The organism is Helicobacter didelphidarum, assembly GCF_003364195.1.
GTDB lineage: Bacteria > Campylobacterota > Campylobacteria > Campylobacterales > Helicobacteraceae > Helicobacter_A > Helicobacter_A didelphidarum.
The window spans coordinates 120,440-140,865 of sequence record NZ_NXLQ01000001.1 but is presented as its reverse complement, the minus strand read 5'-3'; the positions used below and the strand labels follow the sequence as shown (position 1 = coordinate 140,865).

Annotated in this window: 16 protein-coding genes and 2 tRNA genes; 6 read left to right on the top strand and 12 right to left on the bottom strand. The window is 30.7% G+C overall.

The genetic code is table 11. The features are described from left to right. Window position 1: 1 nt before the first annotated feature. From CQA53_RS00595 to CQA53_RS00585, 3 genes are all read right to left on the bottom strand, one after another. Entirely contained in the window at window positions 2-772 is a 771-nt protein-coding gene (locus CQA53_RS00595) for a hypothetical protein (RefSeq protein WP_115542077.1), read from the bottom strand. Window positions 773-946: 174 nt separating this feature from the next. Then, window positions 947-2,425, bottom strand: a complete 1,479-nt coding sequence (nhaA, locus tag CQA53_RS00590; protein ID WP_115542076.1) for a Na+/H+ antiporter NhaA — start codon at window positions 2,423-2,425, stop codon at window positions 947-949. Window positions 2,426-2,444: 19 nt separating this feature from the next. Further along, the gene (locus tag CQA53_RS00585; RefSeq protein WP_115542075.1) at window positions 2,445-5,846 is read right to left on the bottom strand and encodes a UvrD-helicase domain-containing protein; all 3,402 of its coding nucleotides are present in this window, start codon (window positions 5,844-5,846) and stop codon (window positions 2,445-2,447) included. 149 nt (window positions 5,847-5,995) lie between these two features. Between CQA53_RS00585 and CQA53_RS00580 the strand changes: the two genes are divergently transcribed. Beyond that, window positions 5,996-7,276, top strand: coding sequence for a hypothetical protein (locus CQA53_RS00580; protein ID WP_245945540.1), 1,281 nt, complete (start codon window positions 5,996-5,998; stop codon window positions 7,274-7,276). 106 nt (window positions 7,277-7,382) lie between these two features. Here CQA53_RS00580 and CQA53_RS00575 read toward each other — a convergent pair. Then, a tRNA-Met gene (locus CQA53_RS00575) sits at window positions 7,383-7,458 on the bottom strand. A gap of 91 nt (window positions 7,459-7,549) precedes the next feature. Continuing rightward, window positions 7,550-7,624: transfer RNA gene (locus CQA53_RS00570), tRNA-Gln, on the bottom strand. Window positions 7,625-7,739: 115 nt separating this feature from the next. Between CQA53_RS00570 and CQA53_RS00565 the strand changes: the two genes are divergently transcribed. Together CQA53_RS00565 and CQA53_RS00560 are read left to right on the top strand one after the other, a co-directional pair. Further along, window positions 7,740-8,774 carry a bifunctional 3,4-dihydroxy-2-butanone 4-phosphate synthase/GTP cyclohydrolase II gene (locus CQA53_RS00565; protein ID WP_115542074.1) on the top strand — a complete coding sequence of 345 codons (1,035 nt, stop codon included), beginning with the start codon at window positions 7,740-7,742 and terminating at the stop codon, window positions 8,772-8,774. 4 nt (window positions 8,775-8,778) lie between these two features. Beyond that, window positions 8,779-9,459 carry a hypothetical protein gene (locus CQA53_RS00560; RefSeq protein WP_115542073.1) on the top strand — a complete coding sequence of 227 codons (681 nt, stop codon included), beginning with the start codon at window positions 8,779-8,781 and terminating at the stop codon, window positions 9,457-9,459. Between the two features lie 683 nt (window positions 9,460-10,142). Here CQA53_RS00560 and CQA53_RS00555 read toward each other — a convergent pair. The 7 genes from CQA53_RS00555 to thiC all read right to left on the bottom strand — a co-directional run bounded on the left by CQA53_RS00555 (window position 10,143) and on the right by thiC (window position 16,142). Continuing rightward, window positions 10,143-10,448 carry a CiaD-like domain-containing protein gene (locus CQA53_RS00555; RefSeq protein ID WP_115542072.1) on the bottom strand — a complete coding sequence of 102 codons (306 nt, stop codon included), beginning with the start codon at window positions 10,446-10,448 and terminating at the stop codon, window positions 10,143-10,145. Beyond that, window positions 10,439-10,726, bottom strand: a complete 288-nt coding sequence (locus CQA53_RS00550; RefSeq protein WP_115542071.1) for a tetratricopeptide repeat protein — start codon at window positions 10,724-10,726, stop codon at window positions 10,439-10,441. The genes CQA53_RS00555 and CQA53_RS00550 overlap by 10 nt, the downstream gene beginning before the upstream one ends. A 40-nt stretch (window positions 10,727-10,766) precedes the next feature. Then, complete coding sequence (gene leuB / locus CQA53_RS00545) at window positions 10,767-11,846, bottom strand: 3-isopropylmalate dehydrogenase (protein WP_115542070.1); 1,080 nt, start codon at window positions 11,844-11,846, stop codon at window positions 10,767-10,769. 15 nt (window positions 11,847-11,861) lie between these two features. Beyond that, window positions 11,862-12,350: a 3-isopropylmalate dehydratase small subunit gene (locus tag CQA53_RS00540; protein ID WP_115542069.1), complete on the bottom strand. Its 489-nt coding sequence runs from the start codon at window positions 12,348-12,350 to the stop codon at window positions 11,862-11,864. A 255-nt stretch (window positions 12,351-12,605) separates the two neighbouring features. Further along, the gene (locus CQA53_RS00535) at window positions 12,606-12,797 is read right to left on the bottom strand and encodes a hypothetical protein (RefSeq protein WP_115542068.1); all 192 of its coding nucleotides are present in this window, start codon (window positions 12,795-12,797) and stop codon (window positions 12,606-12,608) included. 147 nt (window positions 12,798-12,944) lie between these two features. Beyond that, a complete protein-coding gene (locus CQA53_RS00530) occupies window positions 12,945-14,678 on the bottom strand; it encodes an AAA family ATPase (RefSeq protein WP_115542067.1) in 1,734 nt (577 codons plus the stop codon). Window positions 14,679-14,789: 111 nt separating this feature from the next. Continuing rightward, on the bottom strand, window positions 14,790-16,142 hold the full coding sequence (gene thiC, locus CQA53_RS00525; RefSeq protein ID WP_115542066.1) for a phosphomethylpyrimidine synthase ThiC: 1,353 nt from the start codon (window positions 16,140-16,142) through the stop codon (window positions 14,790-14,792). A gap of 279 nt (window positions 16,143-16,421) precedes the next feature. On the opposite strand from thiC, the gene ispF reads away from it, so the two are divergent. From ispF to CQA53_RS00510, 3 genes are read left to right on the top strand one after another with little or no spacing between them, the layout of a single operon-like run. Then, on the top strand, window positions 16,422-18,014 hold the full coding sequence (gene ispF / locus CQA53_RS00520) for a 2-C-methyl-D-erythritol 2,4-cyclodiphosphate synthase (protein WP_245945538.1): 1,593 nt from the start codon (window positions 16,422-16,424) through the stop codon (window positions 18,012-18,014). A 1-nt stretch (window position 18,015) separates the two neighbouring features. Further along, window positions 18,016-18,897 (top strand): response regulator, encoded by an 882-nt coding sequence (locus CQA53_RS00515; protein WP_115542065.1) that lies wholly within the window; start codon window positions 18,016-18,018, stop codon window positions 18,895-18,897. Then, a complete protein-coding gene (locus tag CQA53_RS00510) occupies window positions 18,875-20,062 on the top strand; it encodes a sulfate adenylyltransferase (RefSeq protein WP_115542064.1) in 1,188 nt (395 codons plus the stop codon). The genes CQA53_RS00515 and CQA53_RS00510 overlap by 23 nt, the downstream gene beginning before the upstream one ends. The last annotated feature ends 364 nt before the right edge of the window (window positions 20,063-20,426 follow it).

The window sequence follows — 20,426 nt, the reverse complement described above, 5'->3', positions numbered from 1 at the left end:
TTTATGACTCTTTTATATTCTGTGGTGGTGTGCTAAATATTAATTTATTATTATAATAAGGATCAATCTTGTAATAACGATGATGCCCTAAAAATGGCTCTTTTAGTGAATCTTTACCAATAAACCCATTAATAACTACATTGCTGAAGTTATATTTTAAACTAGAATCATATCGCTTGATTTTCTTTGTTTTAATAGTCTCTTGAATCTGTGCTATTATTTCTTTATAATTTTTAAAAATAATGATTTGATAAACATCATTTGATTGTGCGATGATAAACCCTATGTCATTCTCATCAAAGGTCGAAATAGTGTTATCAAAAGATATGCTAGAGGAAATTTCTGCACCAACTTTAATGTGAGGATTATAAGGGAAGAAACAACCATATCCAAATGTATAACAAAGGCTTTTATTTTCTTTATCTATGATACCTTCTTCATCATATTTCTCCCAATATACATATATCCAATATGGAATTTTGTTATCAAAGCCATCATGAATTGCCCATTGTATATCGGCTGTATCCTCTTTATACCACAATTCTTTTTCATCAAAACTTTTATAAAACCCTACACTCAAAGGGCAGAAAAAGGGTTCATCAAAACAATATAAATCATCATCAAGCATACCATTTATGTAATTAAATTGAATGTGTATTCCAAGATTGTTGAAATCTTTCATAGTAGATTTTGCATAATTAGAATCTTTAAGAGTATCTAGGAAAGCGGTATTGTGGAATACGAGAAATAAGATAAACCATATTTTTTCCATAAACTATCCTTATATTTACAAAAAATAATATTATACAGTAGTTACGCTAAAATTTTTGCATTTTTATATCAGAAAATAGTTCTCTTACAAGAATATCCTTTTGCTTTTTAATACACTCGCATTCAATTAAGATTTCTCTCGCAAGATTCTCTCTTGATATTATTAATGAAAGATTTAATATTCTTCCTTAATATCATCTTCTATCGGTGGTTTTGTATTGAGAAAAAGACTCACTACTCCTAAAATTGCCGCAATTAAAGAAGCAATAAGAATGGAAATCTTTGCTAAATCAACAGCTGCACTCGAAGAATAAGCGAGGTTTGCAACAAACATTGACATAGTAAAACCAATTCCAGCAAGAAAACCAACTGAGATGATATGTGCATTTGTAAGACCTTCGGGACGTTTGGCTATATGTAGTTTTTCGCTCAATAGAGTAAAAGCAAAGATTCCAAGTGGTTTTCCAATCACTAAACCTAAAATAACACCAAGCAAGATTCCATCAATATGCCAATCAAGACCAGAATCAATTGATACACCAGCATTTGCAAAAGCAAAAAGAGGAACGATAAAATAAGCATTTAATGGTTGCAAAACAAATTCAATGCGAACAAGTGGATTCTGTGCATATTTTGAATATCTTGCAATTGTATCTAGAATCTCTACACGTTCATGCTCTTTGTGCATATCAATTTCACGTTCACTATCACTTTTACTTACAATAAATTTTTTTACATTATTATATGCACTTACAAAGAAATCTTTAAATCCATTCAAAATTGCTCCAAATTTATTTGTTTCCTCTATACTTGTTGGCTCAAAATTTGTAAAATCCGCACGCGTTTTAAAATAAAGTTTATTATAAGCTTCCTTTAACCCTAAATAACTATGCCGTGAAATTTGTGATTTACCCGGTATCGTAAGGGCAAAAAGCACAGCTCCAACTGTTGCATGCACACCACTCAAGAAAAAGCAAATCCAGAGCAAAATTCCCACAGCAAAATACAAGGAAATATATTTAATATCTAAATAATTAAAAATAATCAAAATAACAAGCAAAAATAATGCAAAATAGATAAATATCCAGTTAATTTGTGCAGTATAAAAAATTGCAATCACACTAATTGCACCCAAATCATCGGCAACAGCAAGTGTAACAAGGAATATTTTAATGACATTTGGTATTCTCTTGCCAAGCAATAAAATTACACCAAGTGCAAAAGCTGTATCAGTACTCATTGCCACACCAAAACCATGCTGACTAGCACTCCCATAATTAAAATAGAGATAAATAATACTTGGCATAACCAATCCACCAATTGCTCCAAATACAGAAAAGCTGACAGATTTAAAACCAGCAAGCTCACCATACAATACTTCCCGCTTCATCTCTAAGCCAACCATAAGGAAAAAAAATGACATTAATACATCATTAATAAAATGTAAAAGGCTAATATGAATGAGTGTTGTATGCCCTATTTTAAAATCCAAATATGTAGCAAACACTTCATTGTAAATAACACCAAAATTTGTATTTGCAATAATCATTGCAATTAATACGCAAAAGAAAAGTAAAACACCACCGAAAGATTCATGTGTTATAAAATTTCTAAGTGTATAATTTGTTCTATTTTTTGTAAATTCTATTGCCATAGCTCTACTTTCAAATTATTTATTCTGTCATTTTAATCCATTCTCTTGTCGATTGTAGTGTATAAATTTCAATATCATTTTTGAAGTAGATTAAATAACCCTTTATTATTGCGTTGTTTTGAAACATATTACTCATAAAATCACTATATTCTTCAATTTGTTTCTGATGTTTTTCTCGTAATGATTTATTTGCATATTGGCTTGTTTTAAATTCAAGCACAAAAAAATTACCATCTTTTTGTGCAACTGCATCAAGTCTTTTTACACTCTTTTCTCGCAAAATAGATTGTTCGCATTTTAGCATATTTTTATTAAGTTTTAACCTTTCTTGTAGTTCTTTCTCGCAAAAATGTTGTGCTTTATAATAAAGATTTAATAATTCATTTTCATTAATATAAAATCCATAATGAGATTTTACAATATGTAACGGATTTTTAATATTATACCCAAGCATAAGTTCTAAAAATAAATGCTGACTTAAGCCAATAATTTGTTTCTTTTTTGTGTGTAGATTCTGCAACAATATCTCTTGTTCTTCTTTATATGAAAAATCTTCTTGCATACCTAATAAACTTACTAAGGAAGAAATCAAGATTTTATGAGAATCTGCAGTCAAATTGGCAACATGGAATATTTGAGAAACTTTTGAATCTTTTGGTATAAAAAACTTTTCTAAATTTTTATTATTTTCAGATTCTATATTCATGCAGGATGGCAAGGTAAATAGAGATTCAAAATCGCCTAGCATATAGTCTGCTTCTTTTTCTTCATTATTGAGTTGCAACATTTTTGCGGTATAACTTTGTGTATTTGCAAAAATATACAATCCTTCTTTTGCCCTCGTGCATGCAACATATAAGAGATTATTTTCTTGTGAAATCTGCTCTGCTTTTTCTTTTTCTTGCAAATCTTGAATATCTTGAGGGGTAAGATATTGAGAGTCGTTTAAACGAATTTCATCAAGATAGATTCCATTATAATTATAAAGAATCTTTTCTAAATGAAAAGATTCTTTTTTGGGGTCGAGTAAAATGACATGCTCAAATTCAAGTCCCTTAGAACTATGTATTGTCATAGCACAAATGGCTTTTTCCTGCATACGACGAGACTCGCGCATCTTAATGGTTGAGAAAAGATCGTCAATATCGCGTATTTGTGAATTTTCACTCGCAAGTTCTAAAAAATACATACAATCTTCATCATAGAGATGTAAAGATTCTATAACAAATTTAATTTCTTGTGCCAGTGTTTTTTGTGCAGGGATATACAAAGGCTTATAAATATCAAAATAGCTTTTTCCCAAGAGTTTATTAAGCTTTTTTTGTGTAAATTTTTTATAAGATTCTATAGTATGCAAAGCTTTTTGAATCTCTTGAATCTTAGAATCTCCAATATTATCATATCGCAAAGATTTGGGTGCTATGCGATCCATACCATTTATTTGATATAATTCAAAACCTTCCTCTGTAATTAATGAAGCGTTTTGCAATGCTATTAATGTATGTTGTAATTGTTCTAAATCTTTATTATATTTTTGTATCTTGAATACACAATAAATAATTTGCACTATCTTTTGCTCAATGAGTTTCCCGCTCTTATCAAGATTAAATTCAAGAGTAGGATCTTGTATCCTTGCAAACTCTATAAATCCTTGCAAGATTCTGCGTTCTCTTGCTAAAATGGCAATATTTTTTAATGCCACACCTCGTGAAAGAATCTTATGTAATTGTAATAAAACTTTTTGGTATATAGTTTCTGTTAACATTTTATTTGCTTGAGCAATTTGAGTTTGCCCCTTTAGTTTTTGCATATTTTCTGTGATATAAGATTCCATAGCAAAGGTTGTAGTATGCACAAAACCATCGTGAGAATCTCGTTTTTGCAATGGATAATATTGAGCAACATAATCTTTGCCATAAACTTGATTAAATCGTTCATTTACAAACTGAATAATATTTTTTCTGCTACGATAATTATATTCCAGTGATTTATCTTCGCCAGATTTTTCGAGTAGTTTTTCTTTTGTTGCTTCAAAAACAGAGATATTTGCACCGCGAAAACCATATATACTTTGCTTAAAATCTCCGACAAAAAATAAACTCCTAAAATCTTTTGCTCCAACTCCTGATAAAATTTCTTGAAAGAGTGGTAAAAAGATTCTATATTGCACAATACTTGTATCCTGATATTCATCAAAAAGAATATGGCTAATGGTAGAATCAAGACGAAAATAAAAATACATGCTATCAAAATATTCTTCTTGCATTAAAACATGCGAAGTAATATCAAAAACTTTATGGGTAACTCCATTAAAACTTAACACATTTGTTTCTTTTTGCATTTGTGCTATGTTCCGTGAATATGATTCAATGAGCAAAAGAATATTATGCAATGTTTCACTTTCTAGACAATAATTATAGAGTGTTATAAGAGATTGTATTTTTACACAAAAGTCTTGTATCTTAGACATTTGAGTTATATCAATATCATTTGGAATCCAGCTATGTTGCTTTGTTTGTATCAATTTGTTATTAAGAATCTGATGAATATTTTTACTCGCCAATGTTGCATAAAGTTTCTTAAAATTTCCATTCTTTAAGTTTTTTGCTTCTCTCTCTTGTATTACACTTTCAAGATATGCCACCAAATCTTCAGATATAATAACAATATGTTGAAGTATTCTATGTGATTGTAATGCAGAAATATCAATATTATTTTGTAAACTAAGAGTAAGCATACGTTCTAAATTATATGTTCTACTCATTTTATATGCAAAATCCTGCTGGTTTTTAAATTCTATGGATTTATCATACAATGTTTCAAGCAATCCTTTGAGACTTGTAGTATTATTAAACTGCGTAGATTCTGTTCTAAGATGCGTTACTTGATGTAAATAACGAACAATTTGACTAAGATCTACATTTTGATAAATTTTTGCAAGAAAGTTCTGAAAGTCAAATGTATTTGCCTCATCAATCTCAAAATCTCTACGTATACCAATAAAAAAAGCAAATTTTCGCAAGATGGAAGTGTAAAAAGAGTCAATTGTACTAATTTTTTTATCAGCTTGTAAAAAATTTACATATACACATTTTTCATGAAGAGATTCTTTCAAAAAAGATTCTGTAATTTTATAATCTTTTTGCAATGCATCCAACAAATCTTGTATTTTTTCTTCTTGTGCATGTGTAAGTGCAATATTTTCATTATATTTCTTATGAAGCAAATAAAGGTTTATAGTGATTCTTTCTTTCATCTCATTGGCAGCTTTTTTTGTAAAAGTAATTGTTAGAATTTCATTGGCATTTGCACCATAAAGTAGGAGTGCAATATAACGTGTGCAAAGTGCAAAAGTTTTACCACTCCCAGCAGATGCATTTAAGAATGTATGTTGCACGGGATTTCTTCTAATTTTATACATAAAATTTCCTTTATTTGTTAGTAAATTATAAAAAATTCAAATTTAGGGAACATATTTAGCTTTTTTATTTGAATTTTAGCAAAAATATTCTAAAATTCGATAGAAATATCTTGTTTAATATTTTTATATCTTATTAATTAGGAATAAATATGTATCCTTTCGATAAAATAACAAATAAAACAAATTTTATCAAAAAATGGTGTTTTACATTTGGAATTTTACCTTTTAGTCTCGATGCTGCTGCACCAGAGAGTTATACTCGCGAATCTGCTGCAAAAACTTGGGCTGACTTTTTCTGGTATAAGGCATCTCATGAAGTTTCTGCTTCGTTGTTTTATCAACAAACATTTGGAGATGACTTAACCTATTTTGATGCTACTTTTTTAGGATATTATGCAACAGGGAGACTCTATGGCTTTAAAGCGGCTGCAGGATTATTGGTTGCAGCACCAATTTTTGTTGCTACAAACGGCACAAGCGAAACCTACAATGATGTAAAGCAAATTTTTCTTTTTAATACCATTTATGGAGATTATATTAATGAAAAATTAAAATTAAGCATGATTGCTGGAAGATATAAGGCAAAAGAAGAGTGGAATACTTTTTATTCACAAGGCTTTGGCATAACTTATGATGGATTTTTACACACCTCATTAAATCTTACCGCTTCTTATGGAAGTGCAATGGTAATTGATGAATTTGTAACACCTTTTAGAACAGATTTAAGTAGTTTTGGGACTTATTTCTTGCGTGGAACTTTTGAACTACCTTATCACATTGAACTACAACCCTATGTTTATGCGACAGGATTCTTTACTGCCTTTGGTATGAAAGCGCAGATGGCTTACCATGTTGCACAAGATGTAGAAATGGAGACAAAACTACATATTTTAGGATATTCTAAATATTATGCACATACTTTTCCTGCAAATGTTAACCACAAATTTGAACTAGCCGCTGAAGCTGGACTTGCAAATCAAAATATGGCTGGTATCGCATGGTTGGAACAAGAACTAATCTATCTTGATTTATTGGAAGCAAAAGTTGGTGTTATTGGCACTTCTCAAGCTGGTGCAGAACTTATTGATTATTATGGACATACAACTCCTTTTGAATACAATGTTGGTATGTTTTGGGGAAATGCTGTTACTATTTATGGTGCTACAGGATTCAATTGGAATCACATTTTTGAAATTGAAGCTGGAGTACGTGGTAGTTTTTTACCTACAGGGAACATCGTAAGTTTTGAAATAAAAGGCTTGGTAGATTTTCCTATCTGGAGACAACGCGTTGGGAATCAATATCGAACATTCATGAAAGGCAAACTTGGTTTAAGTGCTATTGGTGTATATAATGACACACCAGCAATTAATTTCTATGGAGGCAACAACTATACATTGCTTCGTGCATTTATTAGAATTTCAATCTAATCTCAGTTATCTTTGGTTTATAAATGATAAGAAAAATTATTGGGATTATGATGGGGGAATTTTAAAACAATATGTTAATTTAATAATTTCTATATAAATAATAATTTGGTTACGGGAGAGGGACTTGAACCCCCGACCTTTGGGTTATGAGCCCAACGAGCTACCAACTGCTCTATCCCGCGATATACTAATAGCTTAATACTATAAAAAAGAATGAATAAGTTGCAATAAAAAATCTAAGAATTTTTAACTTAATCTTTTATCCTAGAAAAGTGGCTGGGGTACAAGGATTCGAACCTCGGAATGTCTGGACCAAAACCAGATGCCTTACCGCTTGGCTATACCCCAATTTCAAATTTTTTCTTTCAAAATGTGAAAATGAGATTATACCACAAAATTCTATAAAAAGTCAAATAAATTTGATATAATTTCCATAAAATATTTAAATTGATAAGGAATATTGATGTATAAACAACGCGTAAAAAAAGCAATAGAAGCGATTAAAAAAGGGGAAATGATTATAATCATGGATGACGAAGATAGGGAAAATGAAGGCGATTTGGTAATGGCTGGGATTTTCTCTACACCTCAAAAAATTAATTTTATGGCACAAGAAGCAAGAGGGTTGATTTGTGTTTCAATTACAAAAGAGTTGGCAAACAAGCTTGACCTTCCTCCAATGGTGCAAAATAATTCAAGCAATCATGAGACAGCTTTTACAATTTCGATTGATGCAAAAGAGGCAAAAACAGGAATTTCTGCATATGAACGAGATATGACAATTCATCTTATGTGTAACCCAAATGTTGCTCCACAGGATTTTGTGCGACCAGGTCATATTTTTCCTCTTATTGCAAAAGAAGGTGGGGTATTGGCTCGGACAGGGCATACTGAAGCCAGTGTGGATATTTGTCGCTTAGCTGGCGTTGCACCGATTAGTGTAATTTGTGAAATTATGAAAAAAGATGGCACAATGGCAACACGAGGAGATAAATTTTTAATTGATTTTGCACATGAGAATAATCTAAATATTCTTTATGTTTCTGATATTATCCAATATCGTCTTAATTATGAGAATCTTGTGCATAAAATATCCTCATGTAAGACAAATTTTTTAGGTGTTACATGTGAAAAAAATATTTTTTGTGACCACTTGGATCGTAACCATACAATTTTTAAATTCACAACAACAAACAATACAAATAAAACCCCTCTTGTAAAATTTCATACAATCAAAACTGATATTGCATTATTTGAACAAAATGATGAGTTTGAAGATCTTATGCGAAGTATTAAAAAACTGCAGACAGATGGTGGATATATGGTATTTTTACAAAGCGATCCTACACAAAGTGAAACCATAAAGGACTTTGGTGTTGGAGCACAAATCTTGCGATTATTAGAGATTGAAGATTTCAAGTTGCTTAGTTCAAAAAAATCCGAATATACTGCATTAAGTGGATTTAATCTCAAATTGCTCGAGAAAATAGAGGTATAAAAATATGAATCTCTATAATCTTGCCATATTGCATATTATTAAACCCCTATGGCTTCGGAAAATTTTAGCAAGCCTTATTGGTTTTGCATTTATTTATATTCTCATCATATTTAATCGTGAAACTGCATTTATGTTATCCTTATTAATTAGTGCTGTTATATATCGTAATTTGCGTACTGATCAACAGAATTTTAATGACAAAAGCAACCAACCTTTCTATGAAGTAATAAATTCTATAAAAAATGTGGGAACAGGCATAGCTAAAAATGATTGTGTATCACACCAAGATACAATACAAAATAATCAGTCGCAACAAGATTCTCAAAATAGTTATACAGCACAAACCCTTGTTGTAGATAAAAAAAATATCCCACAAATCCGTAAGAATTATGGCAACTATTTTGTTATAGATCAATTTATTGCGAGTCTCTTTTGTGCATGTTTTTTAGTATTCAATAATACAGAAACTTATGCTTTAGAAGCAGTATGTGCTTGTGTATTTATAAGAATTTATGACTACTATAAACCAAGTTTTATAAGAAGATTCTATAATTTTAAACCAAATCTCGAGGGGGGTTATATTTTCAGTGGATTGCTAAATGGGATATTAAGTGGTTTAAGTATTATGCTTATAATAGCAATTTTACAAAAGTTCAATATAATTCAAATCACAAATCTCTTATAATGAACTACGACAATCACCTAGTTTATGAGTGTTTTATTGAATATAGTTGATTTACTTTATGCAAGATAATATTTATACATCTAGGAATAATTTTATAAATGATAGAATCTAAAAATCAGTATCTTAAATTATTTTTAATAAAAATGAATATAGAAAATTTATTCTTTGATAAAAGCAAAATTAAAGACTGCGAGAAATCTAGCAAAACACTAAGGAAGAAAATCTTACCTTAGTTGCTAAAGGAAGATAATGCGAAAGAATGTTCTTAACTTAACCCAAAAACTATCAAAGGAATATCCTTTGATAAGAACAATAATCAATGCGTAAATTGATTACAAATAGAATACTACCATAAAAAAACTTAAAGTAAAATTAAAATAATAATAATTACTAAATCTTATGTATTTTTTTATCTTTTGAACTAAAAATACATAATAAAAAATGAGGGAAAGATTTTAAAAATACTTCAACAAATAGAAATTATAGATTAGTTAATAAACAATCTCTATCTCAGTTATTTTAAGATATTTTTTATTGTGTAAAACAAAGCATAGAGTTTTCTTTACACAATAAAAGGAAAAACTTTTATCAAACCATATAGTTATCTTGCTATATAGTAAAATTAATAAGCCCATTTAAATATAAAATATATAACGCACCATATAGATTATCATTGATACTAATCACACCAAATCAAATGTGCGTTTATCCAGCACCTCCAATCTCGCATCAATAAGAGCTAATTGAAATTGTAAAAAACCAAGAATTAAATCAAGTTTTGCTTCAATTTGCATTTTTGCACTCTCGTCTTCAGTAAACAAATCATCTTGCTTTAATCCTTCAAAAAGCACAAAAATTCTTTCTTTAAAGCTCTGCAAGAATTCTACTTCACCAGTATTAATTCCAATTGTAATATCTTTAAAACCTTTTTCATCAACGCTATTTTCAATTTCATTAAGCGTTTGTAATACAACATCTTTTAACTCCATTGACTAAACCACCCTATTAATTTTCTTGGATCTTGTCTAAATTGTTGAATTTTTCTTTGCATTTTTTCCATATCAAGATTTTTTGTGAGTAATTCCGGATTTTCCTGATATTTCAGTGCCATATGATTTGCTTTTATTCCAAGTCTTGCTTCCTTAATAATTTCTGTATTAAGACTTCTAGAATCCTTTTCTAAAACTTGTTCAAAACACACTAAAGCCTCATTGTGCTTATTTACCATTTCATAGATATAACCCAAATTAAGTAGCTTCCTACTCATATTTTTCCTCATCTTTCTTTTTCTTATTGAATTTCAAATTTTAATATTCTAATATTTTCGTTGCAATTAAATCACCAATTGCATTACAGCCTAACACTTTTTTTACCCCAAATTGTGCAATGTCCTTACTCCTCACACCTTCTTCAAGCACATTTGAAACACAATCTTTAATAGTTTTGGCAATACATTGTTCTTCAAAAGTATTTTCGAACATCATTGCAAGACTTAAAATACTTGCCATTGGATTTGCGATGTCTTGCCCAGCAATGTCTGGTGCACTTCCATGTATGGGTTCATAAAGTGCATATTTATCACCGATACTCGCACTCGGCAACAAGCCAATTGAACCTGTTAATTGACTTGCTTCATCACTCAAAATATCACCAAAAAGATTGCTTGTAAGAATCACATCAAAATCTTTTGGATTACGGATAAGTTGCATACTTGCATTATCAACATACTGATAAGAGACATCAATGTGATTATATTGTTTTGCGATTCTGCCAACAACTTCACGCCATAACTTGCTCACTTCTAATACATTTGCCTTATCAACAACACAGAGTTTTTTTTGTCTTGTATTTGCAAGTTTAAAAGCATAATGTGCGATACGTGAAATCTCACTTTCGGTATAAAACATCGTATTAAAACCAACTTTTTCTCCATCGCGTATTTCTATACCGCGTGGTTCTCCAAAATAAATTCCACTAATAAGCTCACGAACAACAACTAAATCTACTCCCGAAATGACTTCTGGTTTAAGAGTGCTTGCCATCACAAGGGAATCAAACACAAAAGCAGGACGTATGTTTACAAAAACTTGCAATGTTTTACGTAATTCCAATAAACCTTTTTCTGGGCTATCATGTTTAAGATTATCCCATTTTGGACCACCAATTGCACCAAACAACACGGCATCAGCACTTTTACAACCTTCAATAGTAGCTTCTGGTAAAGATTGATTGCAATTATCAAGTGCACTTCCGCCCACAAGATACTCTTGTGTTTGAATATCAAGATTAAATTTTTTACGCACAGAATCTAATACTTTTAATGATTGATTTGTTACTTCAATACCAATACCATCACCTTTAAGCACAGCAATATTATAAGTTTTCATAGTATCCCTTTATAACTACACTGAAATTTTTGTTTTTGCATATTCCATTAAACCGCCACATTGCAAAAGTTCTTGCATAAATACAGGAATCTCCTTGAACTGATAATGGGTATTTTGAGTGGTATTTATAATTTTTTTAGAATCTAAATCAACCTCCAAATTATCACCTTCTTGTATAGATTCAATATCTTTTTTTTCAAGCTCAAGTATTAAAAGTCCAGTATTAAAAGCATTACGATAAAATATTCGTGCAAAATATGGGGCTAAAACAGCTTTGATTCCAGCTTCTCTTAATGCCAATGGAGCATGCTCACGACTACTTCCGCAACCAAAATTTTCTCCAGCCACAACTATATCGCCTTTTTGAATTTCTTGTGCTATACCCAATCTTGCATCTTCAAATACTTTTTTTGCCAATTCTTTACCATCACTTGTATTGAGATAACGAGCAGCAATAATTAAATCAGTATCAATATTATCTCCAAATTTCCATACTTTTCCCATGAATTTCCTTGCTTAAGTTTTGTGTAATTATAGCTTAAAGGTTGCAGAGATTTTATAAAATTTAATCAACTTTATCTTATATTAATCAGATAGAATCACCAACATGAAGTCATATTAAAATATTTTGAGACAAATATTAAAAGTTTGAAACCTTATCCACTTATCAATGGTTGAGACTGTAACTATTTTCTTGCATTACAAATCGGGATTTCAACCTGAAAAATTAAAAATTGCACTCTTAATCATCAACAATCATTATTTTCTATTCTGTAAATAATCTTGCAATTTATTATAAAAAATAAAAAGGAACACACCAATCAAACCAGCTATGGCAATAAAGCCTACTAACCCCAATATGATAGGAATGAGAAAACAAAGTAGCTCAACAACAATCACAACAATAGCGACTAAAATAACAAAAATTAAACCCAACTGCAATACCTGCATAAAAGCTCCTTATATGGAAGTAAATAAACATTATTCTAGCATAGCAACAAAAACAATCACACGATTTTATCAAAAAAAAATCTTACATTACAAAGAATATTTTATCTTCTGCAAAACTTCATTATCTCAAGTTATTAACAATAAACTTTATAAATTACTTCTCTCTTGCTTTTTTTGTTCTAAAAGTGTTTTTGCATAATTTATTGCATGAGAATCAAGATTAGAGCCACTAATCATACGTGCAATTTCTTGAATTTTTCCCTCATTATCAAGTAGCTGAATATATCCTTTATTTTCATCATCCCTACTCACAAGATAATGATAATCACTCATTAACGGCATAAATGGTTGATGAGAAATGGCAAAAATTTGATAACTTCGCGACAAAAAATGTAAGAGTTTTGCCACACCCTCACTTTCTTCACCACTTAAATTTGCATCAATTTCATCAAGAATGAGTATCCCACATTCTGTATTGAGAGCATTATATTGATTTGTGAAGTGCAAATTCGCTAAAGATTCATTATTGAATATATTTTGTTGATCTCGCACATTCATCTTTTTTTTCTCTATTGCTTTTGTTTTTTTTATTATACTCCGCTGTGTTGTGTTATTGATATTTTTCACTTCATTTGCTTCTACCATTGTGCAAAGCACACACAATCTCATGCGGTTATACTCCCCAGAAGAAACTATATTCTTTGACTTTTCATCGAGTAATATTTCTAAGTTATCCACCCCAAACTCATCAAACAAACAAGAGCTTCTTTTGATCGAAAGAACCTGTAACTTAAGTTGCTGTGCAAAATTATTAAGTCGTGCTTCAAAGTTTTTGATATTTGCGATTCGTTTTTGTGTAATTTTCTTGCTAAGTTCTTGGATTGTTCGCTCAAGTTCGATATATTTTTTTTCTAATTGTGTTTTATCAAATTCAATATTTTCATATTCTTTTAATTTTTCTCTTTGAATTGCCAAATGTTTTAGTGCCTCTTCTTCACTTCCATAACGGCGTTGAATATCTGCTAATTCACCAATACGATTAAGCAATTCTTCTGGTTCCATATCAAGATTCTCAAAATCATCAATAGCATTTTCGAGATTACCGCGAACCTCAAGCAAACAAGATTGCAAATTGCTATTATCAAGTCCCAATAATTGAAGTGCTCGATTTACAGAATCCATAGAATCTATACTTTGGAGTGCAAGACTACAAGATTGCAAAACTTTTTCTTTTTTACTAAGAAGTTTTTTCTCATTTAAAAGTCTTTCATACTCACCAATCTGTGGGTCAATTCTTGTGATTTTATCAATTTCAAATTGTGCAAAATCCTTAAGATTCTCAAGATTTTTCTGCATTCGTTTAAGATTTTCCAACTCATTTCCACAATTTTTATATTCTAAAAATATTTGTTTATATTCTTCCAACAATAGAAAAAATTTTACATCTTTTGCACCAATAAAAGTATCAAGAATCTTAAGTAAAAAATTACTTTGCAGTTCATTTCCATCTTTGATACTAATATACTTAATAAAATGTGTTGAAATCTCACTTAGTTTCTTTTTTGGAATTGATTGGTGATTAAAAAAATAACGAGTATTTTGTTTTTTTAAAATTGAAACAACTGCTTGATTATCCTCATCAAGTGCATTTGAGATTCCCCAGTCCTCAAGATTAATACCTAGTTTATTGTAATCTATTTCTAAGCTTATTTCAATCAAATCTGCATTAGGTTCTTTAAGTCCAAATGCACTTAAAATTGAATTTAAAAAAACTGACTTACCACTACCACTCACACCACTAATCACATTAAAACCATTTTGCACATAAAGTTCAAGGTGTGAAAATGCTGGGGACTTATTGATTAAAATGCGTCTAATCATACTTTACCTTAATAAAGCTTTCTTGAAAAACCAAACAATCTTTTCTCAATACAGACAAGCTTATTATTGCATATTGCTTAAAAATATTTAGATTCTCGCAAACTGCAAAATCTATTCGTTTTCTACATAATTTTTAAAAATTTCTTGAGTAATTTTGTAACTACAAAATTTCGGACCACACATAGAACAAAATTCAGCGTCTTTAAATACTTCTTGAGGTAAAGTCTCATCATGATACTCTCTTGCTCTATCTCCATCAAGAGCTAACTCAAATTGTTTATTCCAATCAAACGCGTATCTTGCATCGCTCATGGCATCATCTCTATCGCGTGCACCAATCCTGCCTCGTGCAATATCTGCAGCATGAGCAGCTATTTTATATGCAATGATACCTTCACGCACATCTTTTGCATTTGGCAAACCCAAATGCTCCTTTGGTGTTACATAACATAACATTGCGACACCCTTCCATGCAGCAACACATGCACCAATAGCACTTGCAATATGATCATAACCAGCAGCAATATCTGTTACAAGCGGTCCAAGCACATAAAAAGGTGCTTCATTGCAATATTCTTTTTGTAGCTCAACATTGCGTTCAATTTGATTTAATGGAACATGCCCTGGTCCCTCAATCATTACTTGCACATTCGCTTCATATGCACGTTTTGCTAAATCTCCTAATACACGCAATTCTGAAAATTGTGCCTCATCACTCGCATCAGCTAAGCAACCTGGTCGTAGCGAATCCCCAAGCGACAACGAAACATCGTATTCTTGACAGATTTTTAAAATCTCATCATAATATTCATAAAAAGGATTCTGTTTATGATAATGCAACATCCAACTTGCCATAAGGCTACCACCACGGGATACTATCCCCATTTTCCTTTTAGAAACTGCTGGCATGTGCTCAAGCAAAAAACCACAATGTATGGTAAAATAACTTACCCCTTGTTGTGCTTGTTTACGCAATACATTAAGCATTGTTTCAATATCAAGTTTCAAAATATCATTGTGTACATCATGGAGAATTTGATACATAGGTACAGTGCCAATAGGCACACTTGAGGCTTCAATAATAGCATTACGAATTTTATCCAAATCACCACCTGTGGAAAGATCCATAACCGTATCTGCACCATATTTAATTGAAGTTTTTAGTTTTTTTACCTCATCTTCTATATCTTCAACAAGTTGGGAAGAACCTATATTTGAGTTAATTTTTGTTTTTAAAGCTAACCCTATCCCCATTGGCTCAAGATTTTTATGATTAATATTGGCAGGAATTATAAGCCTCCCTCTTGCAACCTCTTTACGTATTAATTCCGGACTCAAATTTTCAACATTGGCTACATATCGCATTTCTTCAGTAATAATACCATTTTTTGCATAATAAAGTTGTGTACGTATTGTATCGTTTAATCTATTTTGCACCCATGTATTGCGAATATTTTCACTCATAAAAATCCTTTATTTTTAATTAATATTATTCGAATTATAATAAGAATAATTGAAGATTAGAAAATATTGTAAAATTCATACTAAAATTCTTTGTTTTTCAATGGCATAAAAAGAAAAATACAATAATATTGTATAAATTAGTAACAAATTTTGATGATTTATTATATAATTGTAAAAAAAATATTCAAAATTGAGATAGCTTAGGAACACTCTAAAATTTAGAGAATATCCCAAAAACAGAAGTAAAATTTCAATTGTAACATTTACAGAAAGATTAACATGATGAAAAGTTTAACGCTCATAATAATGGCAGCGGGAGATTCCTTGCGATTTTGTAACAATTTCAATGATGCTGATTTAGTTCTCTCTAATTCTTTCTGCAAGAGTTATGATTATCCCATTCCTCATGCCATGCAAAAACCTCATGTAAAAAAACAATGGATACGAATCAACACAACACCACTATGGCTTTATGTTGCACAATCTCTAGCACAAAAAACACTCGAATGTATCGCTTCTTTCCCCACACAACAAAATGAACATCCTTTTAATCCTGATTTTAAGTCATTAAATCAAACAGAGCATCATTCTTGTTTTTCTCTTAAAAAAATTATTATTACTGCATCACCAAAAGATATATCATATATGAAAAAGCTTTCTCCAGAATCTCTAGATTTTCTTATATCAAATGAGGATTCTTGCTTTAATGCAGAAACTTGTAATCAGATATGTTTAGAACACATTCCCCTACTGATTGTTACGGGGGGCAACACACGTTTTCAGTCATTAAAAAATGCTCTGCAAGAAGTAGATTCTGATTTTGTACTTGTTAATGATTGTGCTAGATTTAACACAAAAACAAAAGCCTTGTATAACATGCTACAAGTTTTAGAACATACAAATTGTGATTGTGTTGCTCCTTGCCTCAATGTTTCCGATACAGTTATGCTATGTCAAGATATACAGAGCCATAATAAAGATTCTGATATATTGCAATTTAAACAACCAACACACACACATGTTCCAAGAGAATTATTGAGACTTATTCAAACACCACAAATTTCAAGGACTTCTTGTCTTTTAGAGTCTTTTCATCTAAATAAAGATTTCACTGATGAAACAAGTGCGATTTGTGCATTACCCAATACGCATTTAGAACTTGTTCAGGGAGATAGGGACATGGCAAAGCTAACTTACATGAATGACATACATTTACTTGATGCAATCTACAAAGAGATTATAGAAAGTCAAAATCCCTATACACTTCAACTACCTCGACAGAATCTCTTATCATCAAAAGTAGTTTCTTTAAATTTTACGCATAAAAATATATTAAGCACTTCTAATATCTTAATAGGACAGGGAAGCGATATTCATGCGTTTGAAGATTCTAAAGAAATGTGGTTATGTGGCGTCAGGATAGAATCTCCTTATGGTTTTAAAGCCCATAGTGATGGTGATGTTGGAATTCATGCCCTGATTGATTCTTTGCTCGGCGCAATGAATCATGGTGACATTGGAGAAATGTTCCCGGATACAGATTCTCAATTTAAAAATATGGATTCTAAAATATTATTACAAGAAGTATATGATTATTGCCTTAGCACTGGGCTTGAAATCGGCAATATTGATATAACAATCATTGCACAAACACCACATATTACACCATATAAACAACAAATGCAAGAATGTCTCGCAAATATCTTATACCTCAATAAATCACAAATTAGTATTAAAGCAAGCACAGCAGAAAAACTTGGATTTGTGGGACGAAAAGAAGGGGTATTTGCACAATGTGTTGTTCTTTTGCGACCAAGAGAAATAACACGCCATTTAAATATGCAACATTTTAACTTTTTAAAAAAGGACTAACATGAATGTATTAATTATTGAAAATGAAACTTATTTAGCACAGAGTATTGCAACAAAGCTTGCCGATAATGGGCATACATCTTGCATTACATCATCATTTGAAGAAATTATGAATAAAAATGGTTTTGATATTGTATTGTTATCAACAAATACTGCTGGAATACATTATATAGATATGATTGAATATCATAAAAATTCTATTATTATTCTTATGGTATCTTATGTGAGTGATGATACAGTGTCGAAACCACTCAAACTCGGAGCGAAAGATTATATTATTAAACCTTTTATGATGGATGAACTTGTGCGGAAAATTGAACACTACTTAGCCTTTAAAGACTTAGAAAATGATATAGAATTTTTTAAGAATTACTTTGCTTTCATACAAAATGAATTACAAACCCCAACTTTACCACAATATAACCCACCTCTTCTTATTAAAGCAAGTTCACAAAGAAGTGCCGACATTTATGCAATGAAATATGCAATCGAACGAGGGTTGCGTTTTGACTTTTTAAGTCTTAAAAATATTTCATGGGAAAAATTTGAGTTTGATAAACATAAAACTTATTATGTAATAGATTGTGAGAATTTAAAAAAACATGAAAAAAAAGAATTTCTTGAAAAAGCGGTACATTATAATATAATCATTTCGATGATTGCAGATGATAAAGTTGTTTTTTCAAATATCGTAGATATTACAAATATGGCAAATAACTTAGAAATTGGTAGCGAAATTCTCTCTATCCGTGATTATGAAAGGATTGTTATTTCAAAATTTGAAGGGAGGTATCCTGATGTTGAGTTGGCAAAGAAGCTTGGTATGAGTAGAAAAAGCTTGTGGGAAAAAAGGAAAAAATATGGAATCACAAGAAAAAAATAAACAACTTTACATTGATAAAGAAGCAATATCTGTCCTAAATCTTGCCAAAGAAGGTCTACTTTATCCCGCACATAAACTCATGGATGAAGAACAAATGAAAGCGGTAAATCAAAGTGGGCTTTTTCTACAGCAAACTTATCCATGTCCATTTCTCTTGACACCAAGCGGAAAAAGAAATAATGAAGTCTTATCGAGTGTAACAAAAGGCGAAGTGCTTGATTTCATTACTGATGGGAAAAAATCTGGAAGCATTGTTGTAGATTCTGTCTTTAGAGTTAATAAACAAGAACGAATACATAAAATCATGGGCGGTGATTTTTCCAATAAACATATTCAAGAAATTCAAAATCGAATTGGAGAGCTTTGTATTTGTGGAGAATATGAGCTAGAACATAATGAAGTTGCTTATTCTAAACAGCAAGTTAGCGACAAAATCGAAACCTTGAATGCACAACAGATTACCGGAATTGTCATGAGTGCATCCCCATTGCATCGTGTACACGAAGAAATTATGCGAAAAGCTTTAGAGCAGTGTGATTTACTCGTGATATTTCTTTTAAAACCACATAGAAATGATCTTATTTCCTATGAATTGCGTTTAAAATGTATGGAATTTATTGTTGATAATTATCTTATGAGAGAAAAAGTTATTATCATTCCACATGATGATACCTATCTCTACGCAGGGCAAAACAAAATGATTATGGACGCGATTGTAATGCGTAATTTTGGTTGCACAAAGATTCTTGTTGGTGAGAAAAATCGTGGATTATCAGTATATTATTTAAACAATGAAGTCCATTCAATTTTTGATTCACTGCGGGGCATTCATTTACATGTTTCTATTTTACCAGAATATGTATATTGTGATATTTGTAGAACACTTGTATCAATAAGAATCTGCCCACATGGAAACCATCATCATATTAACTATAATACAGAATCACTAATTGAATTTTTTCGATTAGGGCTTTTGCCACCAGCAATGCTTGTAAGGCGTCAAATTTCTGCAATTATGCTCTCAACTTTATTTCCAAATAGATTTAAAGATTTAGATAGACTATATTATGATATTTTACCATCAAGTGGTATTATACAAAATAATGGTGAGGAAGAATTTTACCTTAAACTCATGCAACTCTACCAAACTACATCATTAAGTTAATTTTAGTATCGATGCTTCATAGTGTATCTAACTAAATCACTCAAAGAATTCTTGATAAATATTCTCCAAACTATATGAAATTCTTCAAGTATTAATACTAAAAACTTCAAGCATCACAAAGTAATTTATTCATTTTTTAGAATTTCGATTCGGGAGTATGCGTAAATTTTCTTGCCTCAATAATCTGCTTTGCAAAATGTATGAAATAGCCATCAATTAAGTTACTCTTTTGTCCAGTTAAAGTTAAAAATCTTAAAACAAACTTTTGTAAAGCTACCAAACAAGAAAATATTATGATAAATATCACCTATAAATACTCTTTGTGTATATTTTACAATGAGGATTTAATATACTACACTACTTG